19 protein-coding genes are annotated in these 16,882 nt (G+C 60.9%); 16 read left to right on the top strand and 3 right to left on the bottom strand.

The window, feature by feature from the left end; all coding sequences use genetic code 11:
* Positions 1–73 precede the first annotated feature (73 nt).
* The 5 genes from rbfA (at position 74) to BLT85_RS12405 (ending at position 4,772) form a co-directional block, all read left to right on the top strand.
* Positions 74–460 carry a 30S ribosome-binding factor RbfA gene (gene rbfA / locus BLT85_RS12425; protein ID WP_093395254.1) on the top strand — a complete coding sequence of 129 codons (387 nt, stop codon included), beginning with the start codon at positions 74–76 and terminating at the stop codon, positions 458–460.
* Between the two features lie 2 nt (positions 461–462).
* Positions 463–1,383 carry a tRNA pseudouridine(55) synthase TruB gene (gene truB / locus BLT85_RS12420; protein ID WP_093395252.1) on the top strand — a complete coding sequence of 307 codons (921 nt, stop codon included), beginning with the start codon at positions 463–465 and terminating at the stop codon, positions 1,381–1,383.
* A 125-nt stretch (positions 1,384–1,508) separates the two neighbouring features.
* Positions 1,509–1,778: a 30S ribosomal protein S15 gene (gene rpsO / locus BLT85_RS12415; RefSeq protein ID WP_093395250.1), complete on the top strand. Its 270-nt coding sequence runs from the start codon at positions 1,509–1,511 to the stop codon at positions 1,776–1,778.
* An 84-nt stretch (positions 1,779–1,862) separates the two neighbouring features.
* Positions 1,863–3,971 carry a polyribonucleotide nucleotidyltransferase gene (pnp, locus tag BLT85_RS12410; protein WP_093395247.1) on the top strand — a complete coding sequence of 703 codons (2,109 nt, stop codon included), beginning with the start codon at positions 1,863–1,865 and terminating at the stop codon, positions 3,969–3,971.
* Between the two features lie 117 nt (positions 3,972–4,088).
* The gene (locus tag BLT85_RS12405) at positions 4,089–4,772 is read left to right on the top strand and encodes a thiol:disulfide interchange protein DsbA/DsbL (protein ID WP_093395245.1); all 684 of its coding nucleotides are present in this window, start codon (positions 4,089–4,091) and stop codon (positions 4,770–4,772) included.
* A 37-nt stretch (positions 4,773–4,809) separates the two neighbouring features.
* Here the strand turns inward: BLT85_RS12405 and BLT85_RS12400 are convergent, their stop codons facing one another.
* A complete protein-coding gene (locus BLT85_RS12400) occupies positions 4,810–5,397 on the bottom strand; it encodes a hypothetical protein (RefSeq protein WP_093395243.1) in 588 nt (195 codons plus the stop codon).
* A gap of 289 nt (positions 5,398–5,686) precedes the next feature.
* Between BLT85_RS12400 and BLT85_RS12395 the strand changes: the two genes are divergently transcribed.
* The 11 genes from BLT85_RS12395 to BLT85_RS12345 all read left to right on the top strand — a co-directional run bounded on the left by BLT85_RS12395 (position 5,687) and on the right by BLT85_RS12345 (position 13,449).
* Positions 5,687–5,956 carry a hypothetical protein gene (locus tag BLT85_RS12395; RefSeq protein ID WP_093395241.1) on the top strand — a complete coding sequence of 90 codons (270 nt, stop codon included), beginning with the start codon at positions 5,687–5,689 and terminating at the stop codon, positions 5,954–5,956.
* A complete protein-coding gene (gene thpR, locus BLT85_RS12390) occupies positions 5,956–6,489 on the top strand; it encodes an RNA 2',3'-cyclic phosphodiesterase (protein ID WP_093395239.1) in 534 nt (177 codons plus the stop codon). Before BLT85_RS12395 ends, thpR begins: the two co-directional genes overlap by 1 nt.
* A gap of 117 nt (positions 6,490–6,606) precedes the next feature.
* Positions 6,607–7,326 (top strand): substrate-binding periplasmic protein, encoded by a 720-nt coding sequence (locus tag BLT85_RS12385; protein ID WP_093395237.1) that lies wholly within the window; start codon positions 6,607–6,609, stop codon positions 7,324–7,326.
* Positions 7,327–7,412: 86 nt separating this feature from the next.
* A complete protein-coding gene (locus BLT85_RS12380; RefSeq protein ID WP_157718179.1) occupies positions 7,413–8,312 on the top strand; it encodes a cation transporter in 900 nt (299 codons plus the stop codon).
* The gene (locus BLT85_RS12375; RefSeq protein ID WP_093395233.1) at positions 8,302–8,838 is read left to right on the top strand and encodes a DUF421 domain-containing protein; all 537 of its coding nucleotides are present in this window, start codon (positions 8,302–8,304) and stop codon (positions 8,836–8,838) included. Before BLT85_RS12380 ends, BLT85_RS12375 begins: the two co-directional genes overlap by 11 nt.
* A gap of 122 nt (positions 8,839–8,960) precedes the next feature.
* Positions 8,961–10,406, top strand: a complete 1,446-nt coding sequence (locus BLT85_RS12370; RefSeq protein WP_093395231.1) for an iron-containing redox enzyme family protein — start codon at positions 8,961–8,963, stop codon at positions 10,404–10,406.
* 1 nt (position 10,407) lies between these two features.
* Entirely contained in the window at positions 10,408–11,397 is a 990-nt protein-coding gene (locus BLT85_RS12365) for a methyltransferase (RefSeq protein ID WP_093395229.1), read from the top strand.
* Between the two features lie 98 nt (positions 11,398–11,495).
* Positions 11,496–11,855, top strand: a complete 360-nt coding sequence (locus BLT85_RS12360) for a DUF1622 domain-containing protein (protein ID WP_093395227.1) — start codon at positions 11,496–11,498, stop codon at positions 11,853–11,855.
* Between the two features lie 59 nt (positions 11,856–11,914).
* Positions 11,915–12,571, top strand: a complete 657-nt coding sequence (locus tag BLT85_RS12355; RefSeq protein ID WP_172829832.1) for an MOSC domain-containing protein — start codon at positions 11,915–11,917, stop codon at positions 12,569–12,571.
* 48 nt (positions 12,572–12,619) lie between these two features.
* Positions 12,620–13,042 carry a lysozyme inhibitor LprI family protein gene (locus BLT85_RS12350; RefSeq protein ID WP_157718178.1) on the top strand — a complete coding sequence of 141 codons (423 nt, stop codon included), beginning with the start codon at positions 12,620–12,622 and terminating at the stop codon, positions 13,040–13,042.
* A gap of 14 nt (positions 13,043–13,056) precedes the next feature.
* Complete coding sequence (locus BLT85_RS12345; protein ID WP_093395221.1) at positions 13,057–13,449, top strand: DUF2784 domain-containing protein; 393 nt, start codon at positions 13,057–13,059, stop codon at positions 13,447–13,449.
* 15 nt (positions 13,450–13,464) lie between these two features.
* On the opposite strand, the gene BLT85_RS12340 is transcribed toward BLT85_RS12345, so the two are convergent.
* Complete coding sequence (locus BLT85_RS12340; protein WP_093395219.1) at positions 13,465–14,646, bottom strand: acetyl-CoA C-acetyltransferase; 1,182 nt, start codon at positions 14,644–14,646, stop codon at positions 13,465–13,467.
* Between the two features lie 101 nt (positions 14,647–14,747).
* Positions 14,748–16,688: an acetate--CoA ligase gene (gene acs / locus BLT85_RS12335; RefSeq protein WP_093395217.1), complete on the bottom strand. Its 1,941-nt coding sequence runs from the start codon at positions 16,686–16,688 to the stop codon at positions 14,748–14,750.
* Positions 16,689–16,882: the final 194 nt, after the last annotated feature.

The raw sequence follows: 16,882 nt of genomic DNA, 5'->3' as shown, positions 1-16,882 counted from the left end.
TCGGAAGCTGGGAGCTGCATAGGTGGCTTCCAGCTTTTGACTTTTCGCTCCCTGCGTTTTCGAGTGTAGAGATATGGCCAAAGAATACAGTCGTACCCAACGAGTCGCTGACCAGATGCAGCGCGAGCTCGCCTTGCTCATCCAGCGGGAAGTGCGTGATCCGCGCCTGGGCATGGTTACCGTTACTGCGGTGGACGTCAGCCGCGATCTGGCTCATGCCAAAGTGTTCTTCACGCTTCTGGGCAAGGACTCCGACGAAGACGTAGCGCTCAATCGTGAAATCCTCAACGAGGCCGGTGGTTTCCTGCGCATGCAGCTTGGGCGGGTCATGAAGCTGCGCAGCGTCCCGCAGTTGCACTTTCATTATGATGAGAGCATTCGTCGTGGCGTTCATCTGTCTTCGCTGATCGATCGTGCAGTAGCCGAGGATCGTCAGCATCAGAACGACGACAAGGAGTGACAGTGGCGGGTTCGCGTAGCAAGCGGCGGGATATTAGTGGTGTGTTGATCTTCGACAAACCGCTCGGCATGAGTTCGAATGCAGCGTTGCAGAAGGTGCGCTGGCTCTTCAACGCGGCGAAGGGCGGCCACACCGGCAGTCTGGACCCGCTGGCCAGCGGCGTATTGCCGTTGTGCCTGGGCGAGGCAACGAAGTTCTCGCAGTTCCTGCTCGACGCGGACAAGGTCTACGTTACCGAAGCGCGGCTGGGCATGACCACGACCACGGGCGACGCCGAAGGCGATGTGCTGGCGACGCATCCGGTGGCGGTGACCGAAGCGGACGTCCAGCAGTTGCTGCCGCGATTCACGGGTGACATCGAACAGGTGCCTCCCATGTATTCGGCACTCAAGCATGATGGTCAGCCGCTGTACAAATTGGCCAGAGCCGGTGAGGTAGTGGAGCGCAAGGCGCGATCTGTTACCATACATCGCTTGGTAATGCTGGGGTTGGACGGTGACCGACTGCAGCTGGAAGTCCATTGCAGCAAGGGCACTTACATTCGTACGCTGGTCGAGGATATCGGCGCAGCGCTAGGCTGTGGAGCTCATGTCGCGCAATTGCGACGTACCGAGGCCGGGCCGTTCGATCTCACTCGTGCAGTCACGCTCGAGTCGCTCGAAGCCGCGCATGCCGACGATGGTGCCGAGGCACTCGACACGCTGTTGCTGCCCAGCGACAGCGGCCTGGAGGACTGGCCGATCGTCCGTCTCACCGAGCAGACTGCTTATTATCTGAACCATGGACAGGCGGTTCGCGTGCCGGGTAGCCCTGCATTCGGCATGGTCAGGCTGTATGACCAGAATGAATTGTTCATCGGCATCGGCGAGATGACTGATGATGCGCGTGTTGCGCCTCGGCGCCTCATGCGATTCGAGCCCTGATCTAGGGATCGAAGAGAAGTTGACCCGATCGGGTCACAACGAGGGTGGCTGTTAACAGGCACGGTCATACCTCGATTTAAAACACGGGATTAAGTCCCGGCCTGTTACCTCAGAGGAAAGCTGTCATGGCACTGAGCGTCGAAGATAAAGCTGCAATCGTAAACGAGTACAAGCGTGGGGAAGGCGACACCGGTTCTCCGGAAGTCCAGGTAGCTCTGTTGACCGCAAACATCAACAAGCTGCAGGGTCACTTCAAGGACAACAAGAAGGACCACCACTCCCGTCGCGGTCTTATTCGCATGGTCAACCAGCGCCGCAAGCTGCTGGATTACCTGAAGTCGAAGGACCTGGCTCGTTACAGCAGCTTGATCAGCAGTCTGGGTCTGCGTCGCTAAGCGACCGCCCCCTTTGGACATGGCCGGGCCGATACCCCGCCATGCCCAGGATTCCGCCCGAAGGCAAGAAAAGAGAGAAGACAAGTGAAACCTGTAATCAAACAGTTCAAGCTGGGTAACAGCACGATTACTCTGGAAACCGGCCGCATCGCCCGCCAGGCCACTGGCGCCGTGCTGGTCAGCATCGATGACGCAGTCAGCGTTCTGTGCACCGTGGTTGGCGCCAAGGGTGCCGACGCAGGCCGTGACTTCTTCCCGCTGTCGGTGCACTACATCGAAAAGACCTACGCAGCCGGCCGTATCCCTGGTGGCTTCTTCAAGCGTGAAGGCCGCCCGACTGAAAAGGAAACACTGACTTCGCGTCTGATCGATCGCCCGATTCGCCCGCTGTTCGCCGAAGGCTTCATGAATGAAGTTCAGGTCGTATGTACCGTCGTGTCGACCGACAAGACGACCGATCCCGATATCGCTGCGCTGATCGGCACCTCGGCTGCGCTGGCTGTTTCCGGCCTGCCGTTCAATGGCCCGATCGCTGGCGCGCGAGTGGGCTTCGACGAAAACAACGGCTACATGCTCAATCCGAACTACGAGCAGCTCAAGGCCTCGCGCCTGGACATGATCGTCGCCGGTACCGAAGAAGCGGTACTGATGGTCGAGTCCGAAGCGCAGGAACTGACCGAAGACCAGATGCTGGGTGCTGTATTGTTCGCTCACATGGAATTCCAGCCGGCCATCCAGGCCATCAAGGAGTTGGCCGCTGAAGCTGGCAAGCCCGCATGGGACTGGCAGGCTGCGCCGGAAAACACCAGCTTGCTGGATGCCATTCGCAGCGGTTACGGCTCGGGCATTTCCGAGGCCTACACCATCACCGACAAGCAGGCCCGCTACACCCGTCTCGGCGAGTTGCGTGATCAGGCGATTGCTCAGCTATCCGGCGACGAGGAAGGCAAGCCGTCCAAGGGTGACGTCAAGGACGCCTTCGGCGAGATCGAATACCGTACCGTTCGTGAAAGCATCGTCAATGGCAACCCGCGCATCGACGGTCGCGATACCAAGACCGTGCGTCCGCTGAATATCGAAGTTGGTGTGCTCAAGCGCACTCACGGTTCGGCCTTGTTCACTCGTGGCGAAACCCAGGCGCTGGTCGTTACCACGCTGGGTACCGCACGTGATGCACAGCTGCTCGACACGCTCGAAGGCGAGCGCAAAGACCCCTTCATGTTCCACTACAACTTCCCTCCCTACTCGGTAGGCGAGGCAGGTCGTATGGGTGGCACCGGTCGCCGGGAAATCGGCCACGGTCGTCTGGCTCGCCGCGGTATTGCCGCCGTGATGCCCGACATGGACCAGTTCCCCTACAGCATTCGCGTTGTGTCGGAAATCACCGAGTCGAACGGTTCGAGCTCGATGGCCTCGGTTTGCGGTGCGTCGCTGGCGCTGATGGATGCGGGTGTGCCGCTGAAGGCGCCGGTGGCCGGTATTGCCATGGGCCTGGTCAAGGAGGGCGAGAAATTCGCCGTACTGACCGACATCCTTGGTGATGAGGATCACCTTGGCGATATGGACTTCAAGGTAGCCGGTACCGAGAAGGGCGTGACTGCGCTGCAGATGGATATCAAGATCAACGGTATCACCGAAGAGATCATGGAAATCGCTCTGCACCAGGCGCATGACGCTCGTTTGCACATTCTCAAGCAGATGAACGAAGTGCTGCCGGCATCGCGCAAGGAACTGTCTGCCAACGCGCCGACCATGATCAGCATGAAGATCGACGCCGAGAAGATTCGTGACGTGATCGGCAAGGGTGGCGCGACCATCCGCGGCATCTGTGAAGAGACCGGCGCCTCGATCGACATCACCGACGACGGCACCGTCAAGATTTTCGCCGCCAGCAAAGATGCTGCCAACGCTGCCAAGGCGCGCGTAGACGGCATCACTGCCGAAGCGGAAATCGGCAAGATCTATTCCGGCAAGGTCGAGCGCATCGTCGATTTCGGCGCGTTCGTCAGCATTCTTCCTGGCAAGGATGGCTTGGTGCACATCTCGCAGATCGCCAACCAGCGTATCGAGAAAGTGACCGACGTGCTGCAGGAAGGTCAGGAAGTTCGCGTGCTGGTACTGGACGTCGACAACCGCGGTCGAATCAAGCTTTCCATGAAAGACGTCGAAGCAGCCGAAATCAGCGGCGTCTGATCTAGCGTTGTACGATCTAAGCCCCGGCTCGTCCGGGGCTTTTTTATGCCCGAAAATCCACTGCTTGGCGGCTTGCCTGAAAACAGGCAGCATGGGCGCTCTGGATAGGAGAAGAACATGACAATGCACATCGAATCATCGCCCCGCCGTGGCTGGTTGGTCGGCGCAGGACGTACTATGGCCATGTTGGCCCTCGGCGCGAGCAGCTTTGCCTGGGCCGCCGAACCGATCGAGGAAGGCGCCGACTATCAGGTCATTCAATCGGGCGACGGCATATCCCGGGATGGTGTGGTTAGGGTCGAGGAGTTTTTCGCCTATGGCTGCCCGCACTGCCATCATCTGGAAGGGCCTCTCGAGGCCTGGCTGGAAAAGAATGAAGATGAGGTCGAGCTTGTCCGGTACCCGCTGCCATTCAGCGAGAACAGTGTCGCGCCGACGACGGCCTTTTACGCGGCGCAAAAGGTACTCGAAGAGGAAGGGAACGCTGATCAACTAGCGAAGGTCCATGCGCCGGTCTTCCATGCTTTGCATGAGGAACGTCGCGTTTTTGCCAACGCCGGGGAAGTTCGTCAGTTCTACGCCGAGCAGGGCGTTGAAGTGCCCGCAGAAGCCTTTGGCCGGGTACATGACGAGTCGGCCGAGTCTTTGACGCGCAAGGCATACGAAGTATTCCAGACTACCCAGTCCCGCGGAGTGCCGACCCTCGTGGTGGATGGGCGGTTCGTTGTGGGCGGTAAAGGGCCGGAACGAACTGTGGAAATAGTCGACGCTCTGGTGGCCAGGGCGCAGGCCGAAGACTGAGCGAATGGCGGCGGCGCCCTGAGGGCGCCGCGCGCGCTCAGCGGGGAAGAACGGTGACCACCGCGTTTGGGTCAAAGTCTTCCCAACTGCCGTTTCTGATGTGGCCGTCGGCCTGTTCCAGTTCGATGGCACCATGCGTGCGCAGCGTACGGACGATTCGGTCCACGCCGCCCTGGTCCGTACCGTCAGTCTGCACGGCGACATGAATGCCGGCCTTGCGCTCGGTCACGTCGCCGTCGTGTACGCTGGCGTTTTCTTCCACCACTTCGTCGGCTTCCGAATCCTTGTCGGTGCGCTTCATGGCGCCCATCAGTGAGCCGGTGTACGCACCGATACCTGCACCGATAGGTACCCCAAGGGGACCCGCGACCGGTGTGGCGGCTATGCCAGCCACGGCGCCAACCACAGCTCCGATGCCTCCGCCAGCCAATGCGCCCTTGCCCGACTCTCTGGAGCCGGGGGAGGCGCGCTCATCGCCGCCAATCGGGTAAATGTCATGCTGCCCGTTCGGATTGACGTAGAAATGCGTCATCCGATCGGTCGGAAACCCGGCGTCGCGCAGCGCGGCGATAGCTTCCAAGGCATGGTCCTGGTCGGGCATCAGTGCCGCTATGATGGTGCTCATGACATTACCTCCGAACATGGTTCAGTATCAGTAACCGTTCCATTTTCGACCCTGGGGACCGGCTTTCATTCCGCAAATCTCCACCTCGAACCGCGATTCCCGGGCTGTCCAGCGCTGCGCCGGACGACTCGGGCAGCCGCACAAAAACAGTGACAGGCCCAGTTTTGAGCCTCTCGGCGGCGCCTAAACCGAGGGTGTGCAGTGAGAGTAATCACCTTCTAGACTTGCAAACGAGTGTTAATTCGGGCTGCTTCGTACAAGCGGCTTGCCTTCAACTGGGGGAATAGCTATGCCGGATTACTTTATCTGCTGCAACGATGCGACTGACCGCGATTGCCTGGAGCACGTGCGTGTCAGGCTGGACATCATCGATCTTACCGAAGAGCAGCTCGATGCCATCGAGCAGGGTCAGCCTTTTCCTGTGTCGAGGGAGCAGGTCGAAGCGAGTGGCTTGCAACTCGACGCCAAGCAAACCGAGATGCTTGCAGAGCAAGGTTGGGTGTCATGGCGGGTGGATATCGATGCAGTGTGCGATCCCTGTGCAACCGAAGCTGACTGATGCCACGCCTGTTTGTCGGCATCGAATTACCCGAGTCGCTGAAGGCCTCGGCGCTCGGCGCCTGCGCCGATTACCCCGCGCTACGTTGGCAGCAGGCCTCGCAACTGCATCTCACGCTGCGGTTTCAGGGAGACCTTCCTCAACAGCGTTTGGCCGAGCTGGAAAATGCTCTGGAAGCGGTCGACGTGCCGCGGTTCGAGATGGCAATCAAAGGGGTAGGGTGCTTCGGCAGCGTCAGGTCGCCCAGCATACTCTGGGCGGGCGTCTGGCCAACCGAGCCGCTGCAGCTGTTGCGAGCATGCATCGATACGCACCTGCTCCCGCTGGGCCTGGTGGCTGACAATGCCGATTTTCGTCCGCACGTTACCCTTGCGCGCTTGCGCCCGCCTGCAGCTGACGCGACCGGCTGGCTGACCCGGTATGCCGGGCTAGCCTCAAGGCCGGCCGAGATAGCCAGCTTTTCACTCGTCGCGAGCGTTCCCTCTGCGGCCGGTTCGCGCTACAACACGATCCGTCGCTATGGCCTTTCCTGAGCTCTGGAGGGACCTGACCCACGCATCCGGCAGCCTGCCGTGGTCCCGGAACCGACGAGTATCGGCTCGGTCGGAATAGGCAGATCGCCCGTTTTCCGGGTTTGCCACGGAGCCTTGATGTGCCAGCCCTTCGTCTTGTTATCCGCGTGCCTCGTCCTGCTTGGCTTGCTGGCCGGCTGTGAACCCTTTCCGCGTGATCCGGGTGAGTCGCTCCAGCACGTCCACGAGCGGGGCACCCTGCGAGTTGGCGTGCTATACGGACCTCCCTGGGTCATGGGAGGTGCGCCGGGTGCAGCCGGCGGCGTCGAAGGTAGGCTGGTCCGCGAATTCGCAAGACGGCAAGAGGCAAGACTCGAAACCCAATGGGGTAGCGAACAGGAGCGGTTCGACTCGCTGCGCCATCACGAGCTGGATCTCATTATCGGCGGGCTGACCACGGAGAGCCCCTGGCACAGCGAAGTCGGCTTCACCGCCCCGTACTACACCGGCAAAGTCGCAATTGCCGTGCGGCAGGGCGAGCCGATTCCAGACGATGCCGAAGGTCTCACCGTATGGATTCCCCATGGCAGTCATCTTTACGACGAACTGCGCCGGCACGGAGCCGAGGTGAAGCGCGTTCCCGAATTGTCCGCATCGACTGGAGCCATTGCGGCTCGGCAATGGGAGATAAAAGGTCTTGGCTATCAAGCCAGCGATATCGTGCTGCAGGAGCGTCACCATGTCATGGCTATTCCACGCGGCGAAAACGCCTTGTTGATGGAGCTCGAGCGATTCCTCGCCGAGTTCGTCGAATCGCACGACATGGATCGGTTGATCTGGGAGACGTCTCGACAGTGAGACTGCGCCCGAAATACCGGTTGCCACCTGACCGCGAGCGGAAGTTGCGCCGGGTCGTGGTCCTGGAATGGCTAACGATCTTCTTCATGTCGACGATCATTCTGGTGATGTATCTGACCATGGGCGCTTCCCAGGCGATGAAGGCGGCGCTGATCGAGGATTGTCTCAGCCTGATTCCACCGGTTGCCTTTCTGTTGGCCAATCGAGTGAGGCGCCGTGCCCCGACTGCTGAATTTCCCTATGGATTCAGTCGCGCGACGTTGCTTGCCTTTCTAGCGGCTTCCGTCGCCATTCTGATGCTCGGGTTCTTCATTCTCTACGACGCCGGGCACACCCTGGTCAGTCGTGAACGTCCGACGATCGGCCACTTTCATCTTCTCGGCACGCAGTGGGGTATCTGGGCTGGTTGGGTGATGATCGGCGCGCTGATCTACAGTCTCCTGCCTCCTCTCATTCTTGGACGCATGAAGCTGCCGCTGGCGGCAGACCTCCATGACAGCACGTTGCACGCTGACGCGACGATGAACAAGGCCGACTGGATGACGGCGGCCGCTGCGGTGTTCGGTGTGCTCGGTATCGGCTTGGGGTTCTGGTGGGCCGATGCCGTGGCGGCCGCAGTCATTGGTCTGGACGTGCTGCACGATGGTTGTCGCAACGTTCGTCGTGCGATGGATGATCTGATGGATCATCGGCCGGCCGATGTGGTCACTGGAGAGCCGCTTGGGCTGGAACGTATTGTCGAAGAACGGCTTGCGACCTGGCCGCAGGTCGCGCAAGTCAACGTGCGTCTGCGCGAAGAGGGTTATCTCGTCGCCGGAGAGGTGTTCGTTGTGTTCCATCCAGGCGTCGACTTTGACGTGAGCGCCGAGCGTCTCACCGCTCATGCGCTGACGCTCGACTGGCGCCTGCACGATCTGGTGGTCATGCCGGTTACTTCACTTGAAGCACTGACGCCCGCAACAAAGGAGTCCAGTAATGTTCTTTGAATCATGGGACGGAGTCATCCGCACCCTCACCGTTGGTCCGTTGGCGTACTTGAGCTTGCTGCTGCTGTTGCGGGTCTCGGGCAAGCGCACGCTGTCCAAACTGAATGCCTTCGACCTGATCGTCACCGTCGCACTTGGTTCGACACTCGCTACAGTGCTCTTGTCCAAGGACGTTCCGCTGGTCGAGGGAGCGGCCGGGTTCGCCGTGCTGATTCTTGCTCAGTACGTGATCACCGCGCTTTCGGTGCGCTCCGCATGGGTGCGCAGCATCGTCAAATCCGAGCCTCGCTTGCTGTATTACCGGGGCGGCTGGATCGAGGAAGCGCTACGCCGCGAACGGGTGACCAAGAAAGAGATTCTCGCCGTTGCCCGTTCCAGCGGGTATGCCGACCTGAAAAAGGTCGACGCCGTCGTGCTGGAAACCGACGGCAGCCTCAACGTTCTGGGCAAGGTGGCCGCCGACGGACTCTCTACCCTATGCGACGTGCGCGGCCACCCGGACGGCGACCACAGCGACGTCGGCTAGAGCTTCGCTTCGTCAGATAGAAGGAATTTTCCATGCCCGGGGCAATCTCACTTAGGTGCTGATGAGTCGTTTCACCCCGGCTCATCTTCAATTGGGCGTATTGCCCTAGACCGGGAGTGCAGATGTCGAGCCTTTATTCCGTATCCGGCCATAGTGAGCTTGTTCGAACCGACTGTACGGGCGGGTATGTCCGCTCGTTGTACCAGAGCGTTCTGGAAAACCCAGCTGACGTGGAAAACCAGAGCGAGTCACGCGAATTCCTCAAGCAGCAGCTTCAGCGTGCCGCGCATCTGGATGATGACATGCCCAGTGCCCCAGCTGCCTTGTTCGGCTGGATGGAAACTCGTGCGCAGAAGGTTGGCGAGCAGTACGCCGATTATCTGGAGCAGCGCAAGGCGGGACATCCGCGGCGCTTCTTCAGCTGCCGCTCGCACGCGCTATGGTTCCTGCAGCAGGTCGCCCCGACCAAGCTGGTCGATGGCGCCTGGCTCTACGGTGTGCTGCAGCACTGGCAGGACAGCCGTTACCACCCGCTGCTGCGCACGTATCTGGAAGAACTCGGCGATGGCGATCCGGCCCAGAACCATGTCGTGCTGTATCGCAAGCTTCTGGCGACAACCGGCTGTGACCCGCTACCGGATCTCGCCGATGAACGCTACGTGCAGGGCGCTGTGCAGTTGGCGCTGGGCTACCATGCGGAAGAATTCCTGCCCGAGCTGATCGGCTATAACCTTGGTTATGAGCAGCTCCCCCTGCACCTGCTGATCTCCGCATTCGAGCTTAACGAGCTGGATATCGACCCCTACTACTTCACTCTGCACGTAACCATCGACAACGGCAGTACCGGCCACGCGCGCAAGGCGGTGCAGGCAGTGATCGACAGCATGCCGGTCGCCGGCGACAGCGAAGTTTTCCTCGAACGCGTGAATAACGGCTACAAGCTCAACGATCTAGGCGTGGGGTCGGCCGCATTGATCGAGGCGTTCGATCTGGATCAGGAGCTCATCGACATGCTCGAGCGCAAGCGCGTTTTCGGGCAGCACATGCATTCGGATTATTGTCGGATCGAGGGGCGCACGGTCAATCAGTGGCTGGCTGAGCCGGGTCTGGCCGGCCCGTTCCTGGAAGCACTGCAGAAGCGTGGGTGGATAAAGCGTGGTGAAGATCCCCGTAACAGCCGTTTCTGGAACCTTATCGACGGTCAGGACGCGCTCATGTTCGGCGTCTTCAGTCCGTTTGAGAGGCAGCTGCTGCACGACTGGATCGCCGACGGCTGGTTTGGCGAGCCGAGCAGGGCCAGTTCGAGCGGCAGCGCGCGGCCCGCTGCGTTTCGTCCTTCGAGGCGCAAGCGTGGAGCAGCGTTCCGAACGGATCCCGTTGGCGAGCCGGACGCCCGTGGTGGGACCGGGGCAGACCCGGATGTGGCGCAATTGCAAACCGAACTGTCCATGCTGAGCCCCGATGAGCGGGCCCGGCGGCTCATTGAATTGATGTCGCCGGGCACCCACGCGACCGCGGCAGGACTTTACGCAACACGGCTTTTCGTTGATTTGATGGATCGAGGATGAGATGACGACTAACAAGGGACTTGCAGACCTGACGCCTCTTGAGGCAGCCGTTCCTAGCGAATCGGCCGATGCGGATCAGGCACTGGTCGAACTCGGCCGTTATCTGGCAGCCACCGGCTATCAGCATGTGGCGATCACCCCGCTGAGTCATGCTTATAACAACCAACGTGCGGCAAACGGTACCGCCCGAGACCTGCGAGACATTTTCGGCTGGAGTCGTCCGTTTTCCAGCGAGGCGGTGACACCGTTCGAGTTCGAGCTGATGCAGGCAGCCGGGGTATTGGCGCCGCAGGGTGATCTGTGGCGCAGCAAGGTGCGCTGGTCCACGCTTGGCAGTCTGCTCTGTGTGCATTCGGCGTATCCTACCGATGCCGCGGAAGCGGTGTTCTTTGGACCAGACACCTATCGCTTCGCGCAACTCATCGATGGTTACCTTGAGCGCCATGCCGGCGGCGTGCGTCGAGCGGTAGATATCGGCTGTGGCTCGGGTGCGGGCGCGCTGCTCATCGCTCAAGCCTGTCCGGCCGCCGAAGTGATCGGCGTCGATATCAATCGCCAGGCCTTGCACCTGACCAGGGTGAATGCTGCGTTGGGCGGGTTGGATAACGTTGCGCCGGTCTACAGTAACCTGCTCCAGGATGTCGACGGCGAGTTCGACCTTATCGTCGCCAATCCCCCGTATATGCTCGATCCGCAGCAGCGAGCCTACCGCCACGGCGGCGGCCCGCTGGGAGCGGGACTGTCGCTGAAAATCGTCGATGCGGCGCTTAACCGGCTGGCACCTGGCGGTACGCTGTTACTGTACACAGGCGTGGCGATGACCAATGGTCGTGACCCGTTTTTGCAGGCTCTGCAACAGCGGTTATCAAGTCTTCCCTGCAACTGGCGCTACCGTGAGCTCGATCCGGATGTGTTTGGAGAGGAGCTGCTGAAACCCATCTACGACGAAGTCGAGCGCATCGCAGTGGTCGCCTTGACGCTGCAGGTCTGAAATACCCATCATCCCGGACGGCCAGTGCGTTGCGTCGAGAGACCAACCACTGCGCTGCGGAGCGTCTCGTCGCTCGACAAGCCAACTGAGGAGGAGCAATGGATTACATCCACCCGTTCGCGAACTGGAGTGCTGGAATCCTGGGGGCCCTCGGCATCGCCCTGATTTTGTTCATGGCGATTTACTCGCTGTTTGCCGCCTGCAGGCATCTGATCCGTCACGACGCGGACACAGCCGAGGTCTTCAACGAGGTTCGCCAGCGTCTGGGGCGCGGCATCTTGCTGGGCCTGGAATTTCTTATCGCTGCCGACATCATGCTGACGGTTGCAGTCGAGCTTTCGTTCGAAACGGTCGGGATGCTGGTGGTCATAGTGTTGATCCGAAGCTATCTGAGCTTCACACTGGAGGTCGAACTGACCGGACGGTGGCCGTGGGAAAAGAAGCGGGAAGCAGAGTAGGGCCTGGCCGGCCCGTGTCAGCAATTAAACAGCACTCGATGGTAGGAAGCGTTCCCCGGATGGAAAATGCAACGCCGGTACTGGTATCGATCAATGCCGCGGCTTCGAGCCGACTGAAAGTTGGACGTCGTCTGGTCACGACCGGCCACTTCAAGCGACCGATCACGGGCCCGGTACTCATCGCTGCGGTAGGTGTGCCGGGCGACTTCATTGGCAATGTGCGGCACCACGGTGGTCCGGATCAGGCAATTTATCTCTACAGCATGGAAGACGTCGCCTGGTGGGAGCGGCTGCTGCAGCGCCGACTGGGGCCGGGTTTCTTCGCCGAAAACCTGTCCATCACCAACTGGTGGACCAAACCACGCATAGGTGACCGAGTAGCAGTGGGCGATGTGCTGCTCGAGATCACCGCTCCACGTACGCCTTGCGCCACGCTGGAGGCACGCGTCGGTATGCCGGGTTTCCTTCGTACCTTCATCAAGGCCGAACGCTCAGGCGCTTACGCGCGCGTACTGCGCCCGGGCATCGTGCGGTCAGGTGACCCGATAGTCGTCACCCCGGCGCCTGTCGCCTGGCCGACCGTAGCCGAAGTCTTTCGCTATTGGTACGGTCTGGGCACTGATGAGAGTCTTCTGCTTCGCATGCTCGAGGCGCCCTTGGCCGAACGCGTCAGAGAGCGTGTAGTGAGGCGGCTGGCGGATTTCTCGCCGGTATAACGGCAAGCTGATAGCATGACGTTCGTGCGATCGACCCGAGGATATGACATGAAGCATCGTTGGCTGGCGCTAGGCGCGCTGCTGGCATCGAACGCGGTGCTCGCTGCGCCGTGCGACGATCTGGAAGAGACCGTCGAGATCAACGCCTGCCTGCATCGCGAGGTGGCCATGGCTGAAGACGAACTTGACCGGTATCTCGAGGCCAGTCGTACGCGACATGCCGATGCGTCTGACGCGGTCGTTTCGATGGAAGCGGCCCATGGCGCCTGGCTGCGCTATCGTGACAGCCATTGCTTCGCCGTTTACGACCTGTGGGCCGATGGCAGCCTGCGCGGGGCGCAGCTGGCGACCTGCCTGCTGGAACTTACTCAGCGCCGGACGCATGATATCTGGAGCGTCTACCTGTCTACCCCTGACAACCGCAGTGGTGTGCTCGCCGAGCCGCCTCTTCCAGCTTCCGCTTCCCACTGAGCCGACGAATAGACATGTACCAGGTGCTCGCCGATCTGGTTCTTACGGTGCATGTGTTGACCGTTTTGTTTGTAGTGGTCGGCCTGTTACTCATCGTAGCGGGCAACCTGCTGGGCTGGCGCTGGGTCAATAGTCCCATGTTCCGCCTGTTACACCTGTTGACCATTGCCGTTGTAGTAGCCGAGGCTTGGCTGGGGATCGTCTGCCCGCTGACTACGCTTGAACACTGGCTGCGGGCTCAGGCAGGCGAGACGGGCTATGCCGGAGGTTTCATCGAGTACTGGTTGCAGCGCGCGCTCTATTACGACGCGCCTGGCTGGGTATTCACGCTGGTCTACACCGTATTCGGTTCGCTGGTAGTGCTCAGCTGGTGGTGGTTTCCGCCGCGTTGGCGACGGAAACCCTAGAGAGAACCTGATGGCTTAGCTGCGCTCTAGCGCTAGTGCCACGCCCTGACCACCTCCGATACACAGGGTGGCGAGGCCTTTTTTGGCATCGCGACGCATCATCTCGTGCAACAGGGTGACCAGTACGCGGCACCCTGACGCCCCGATGGGATGCCCGAGGGCTATCGCGCCGCCGTTGACGTTCACCCGCTCCATATCCCACTTGAGCTCGTGCGCCACGGCCAGTGCCTGCGCCGCGAAAGCTTCGTTCGCCTCGATGAGATCCAGATCGCCGACCTGCCACCCTGCGCGCTCGAGGCAGCGTAGCGTTGCCGAGACCGGGCCAATGCCCATGATTGCCGGATCGACGCCGGCATTGGCTGCGCCGGCGACCCGAGCCAGCACAGGCAGGCCAAGTTGAGCGGCCTTTTCCGCACTCATCAACATTACTGCCGCGGCGCCATCATTGATGCTTGATGCGTTGCCGGCCGTTACGCTGCCTTCCTTCTTGAACGCCGGGCGCAGTTTGGCTAGGGACTCGCCGGTCGCTTCGGCTCGTGGGCCCTGGTCGGTCGTCACGCTGACTGGTTCGCCCTTGCGTTGAGGCACCAGCACCGGAGTGATCTCCTCGTCGAAGCGTCCCGCCTGTTGCGCGGCGACTGCCTTGCGCTGGGAGTTGGCAGCGAATGCGTCCTGCTCTTCACGGGTAATGCCATATTTTTCGACCAGGTTTTCGGCGGTGATGCCCATGTGATAGCCATTGAAGGCATCCCACAAGCCGTCATGCAGCATGCTGTCGACCAACTGGCCATGACCCATGCGCAAGCCGGTACGTGAGTTGGGCAGTACGTGCGGAGCCAGGCTCATGGATTCCTGACCGCCTGCGATGATGATGTCGGCATCTCCGCTGCGAATAGCCTGGGTCCCCAGCTGGAGTGCTTTCAGGCCGGACCCGCAGACCTTGCTCACCACCATCGCCGGTACGCTATAGGGCAGGCCCGCGAGTACGGCGGCCTGGCGCGCCGGATTCTGCCCGGCGCCGGCTGTGAGCACCTGGCCCATCATCACTTCGTCGACGCTGGCGGGGTCGATGCCGGTCTTCTCGAGCAAAGCCCGGATAACCGTTGCGCCTAATTCGTGGGCGGGAAGGGTGGCGAACTGGCCGCCAAAACTGCCGATGGCGGTGCGTGTGGCAGCGACGATAACGACGTCTCGCATGAACGGCTCCTCATGTCTCGTTCGGAAGACAAACTAGGATAGAGGTAGCGGTCACGCAGGACAACACATGGCGCGCCGGGCGGCGCGCCATGACGCTTCGCTCAGCCGCGATTCTGCCGGTTGGCGATCAGCTCTTCGACAACGGCCGGATCGGCCAGGGTCGAGGTGTCGCCGAGTGAATCGAGCTCGTCGCAGGCGATCTTGCGCAGAATGCGGCGCATGATCTTGCCGGATCGGGTCTTCGGCAGCCCCGGGGTCCATTGGATGAAGTCCGGCTTGGCGAATGAACCAACCTGTTCGGCAACGAAGGCTTTGAGTTCCTTGATCAGGTCGTCGCTGGGCGTGACGCCACGCATCGGCATGACGAAGGCATATATGCACTGCCCCTTGATGTCATGCGGGCAGCCGACTACCGCAGCTTCAGCGACCGCATCATGCAGAACCAGGGCGCTCTCAACTTCGGCGGTGCCAATGCGGTGACCGGACACGTTCAACACGTCGTCGACCCGACCGGTGATCCAGTAGTAGCCGTCCTCGTCGCGCCGCGCACCGTCGCCCGTGAAATACACACCCTTGTAAGTGGAAAAGTAGGTATCGATCAGCCGTTGATGATCACCATAGACGGTGCGGATCTGGCTCGGCCAGGAACGCTTTATGACCAGGTTGCCGCTGGTCGCGCCTTCCAGCTCGTTGCCTTCGGGATCGTACAGCGCTGGCTCGACGCCAAAGAATGGCCGCGTGGCCGACCCGGGCTTCAGATCGGTTGCGCCGGGCAGCGGAGTGATCATGATCGCGCCGGTTTCGGTCTGCCACCAGGTGTCGACGATCGGGCAGCGCGTCTCGCCGATCACGTGGTAATACCACTCCCATGCCTCGGGATTGATCGGCTCGCCAACGGTGCCTAGCAGACGCAGGCTGGCGCGCGAGGTGCTGGTAACCGGGTCGTTGCCCTGGGCCATCAGCGCGCGGATGGCAGTCGGCGCGGTGTAGAAGATATTGACCTTGTGCTTGTCGACCACCTGCCAGCAGCGCGAGGCATCAGGGTAGGTCGGCACACCTTCGAATATGAGCGTCGTCGCCCCGTTGCACAGCGGGCCATAGACGATGTACGAGTGACCGGTGATCCAGCCGACGTCGGCGGTGCACCAGTAGACTTCGCCATCCTGATAATCGAATACGTAGTGATGGGTCATCGCCGAACCGAGCAGATAACCGGCGGTGGTGTGCAGCACGCCCTTCGGCTTCCCGGTCGAGCCGGAGGTGTACAGGATGAACAGCGGATCTTCACTATCCATCGGCTCGGGGGGGCAATCGGCGTCGACTTTCGCGCACGCCTCGTGATACCAGACGTCTCGCTGGCTATCCCAGGCGATGTCGCCACCGGTACGCTGGACGGTGACTACCGTGTGCACGTTGGGGCATTCCTGCAGGGCCTTTTCCACGTTCTGCTTGAGGGGAACGCGCTTGCCCCCGCGCACGCCTTCATCGGCGGTGATCACGGCCTGACAGTCGGCGTCGTTGATGCGATCGCGCAGCGCGTCGGGCGAGAACCCGCCGAACACTACCGAGTGCACGGCGCCGATGCGGGCGCAGGCGAGCATCGCATAGGCCGCCTCGGGAATCATCGGCATATACAGGCAAACTCGGTCGCCTTTCTTGACGCCGCGCTCTTTGAGCACATTGGCCAGCCGGCAGACCTGCTCGTGCAGTTCGCGGTAGGTAATGTGCTTGTCCTGGTCGGGCTCGTCACCTTCCCAGATGATCGCAGCCTGGTCGCCGCGAGTTTCCAGATGCCGATCGATGCAGTTGACGCTGACGTTCAGTTTGCCATCGATGAACCATGCGGCCTGACCCTGGCTGAGGTCGCTTTCGTGAACCTTGGACCAGGGCTGGTCCCAGGTCAGGAAGCGCTTGGCCTGATCCGACCAGAACGTATCGGGCTCGTCGATCGACTGGCGATAGAGCCTTTCGTAGCCCGCCTCATCGATATGCGTGCGGCTGCGTGCGGCGTCCGTAACCTTGTGGTTCTCGATCTTGTACATGGTTGGCCCTCTTTTGTTATTGGTCGAAGCAGGCCCTAACAGTGTAGGTGAACAGCGAACGTCTGACGTGATACGTGCGGACCTGCAGAATGGTCTAAGCGTTGATCATCAGGGCAGGTCTGACAACCCTTCTTTGGTCTGATATGTCGCGTGCGGGCAGGGTGTGGCAGGGGAAGAATCGCGGAAGGGGAGAC

It is taken from the genome of Halopseudomonas xinjiangensis (assembly GCF_900104945.1).
In the GTDB taxonomy this organism is placed as follows: domain Bacteria; phylum Pseudomonadota; class Gammaproteobacteria; order Pseudomonadales; family Pseudomonadaceae; genus Halopseudomonas; species Halopseudomonas xinjiangensis.
Note: the sequence above shows the minus strand (reverse complement) of the source record. Positions and strands in the feature narration are given on the sequence as shown.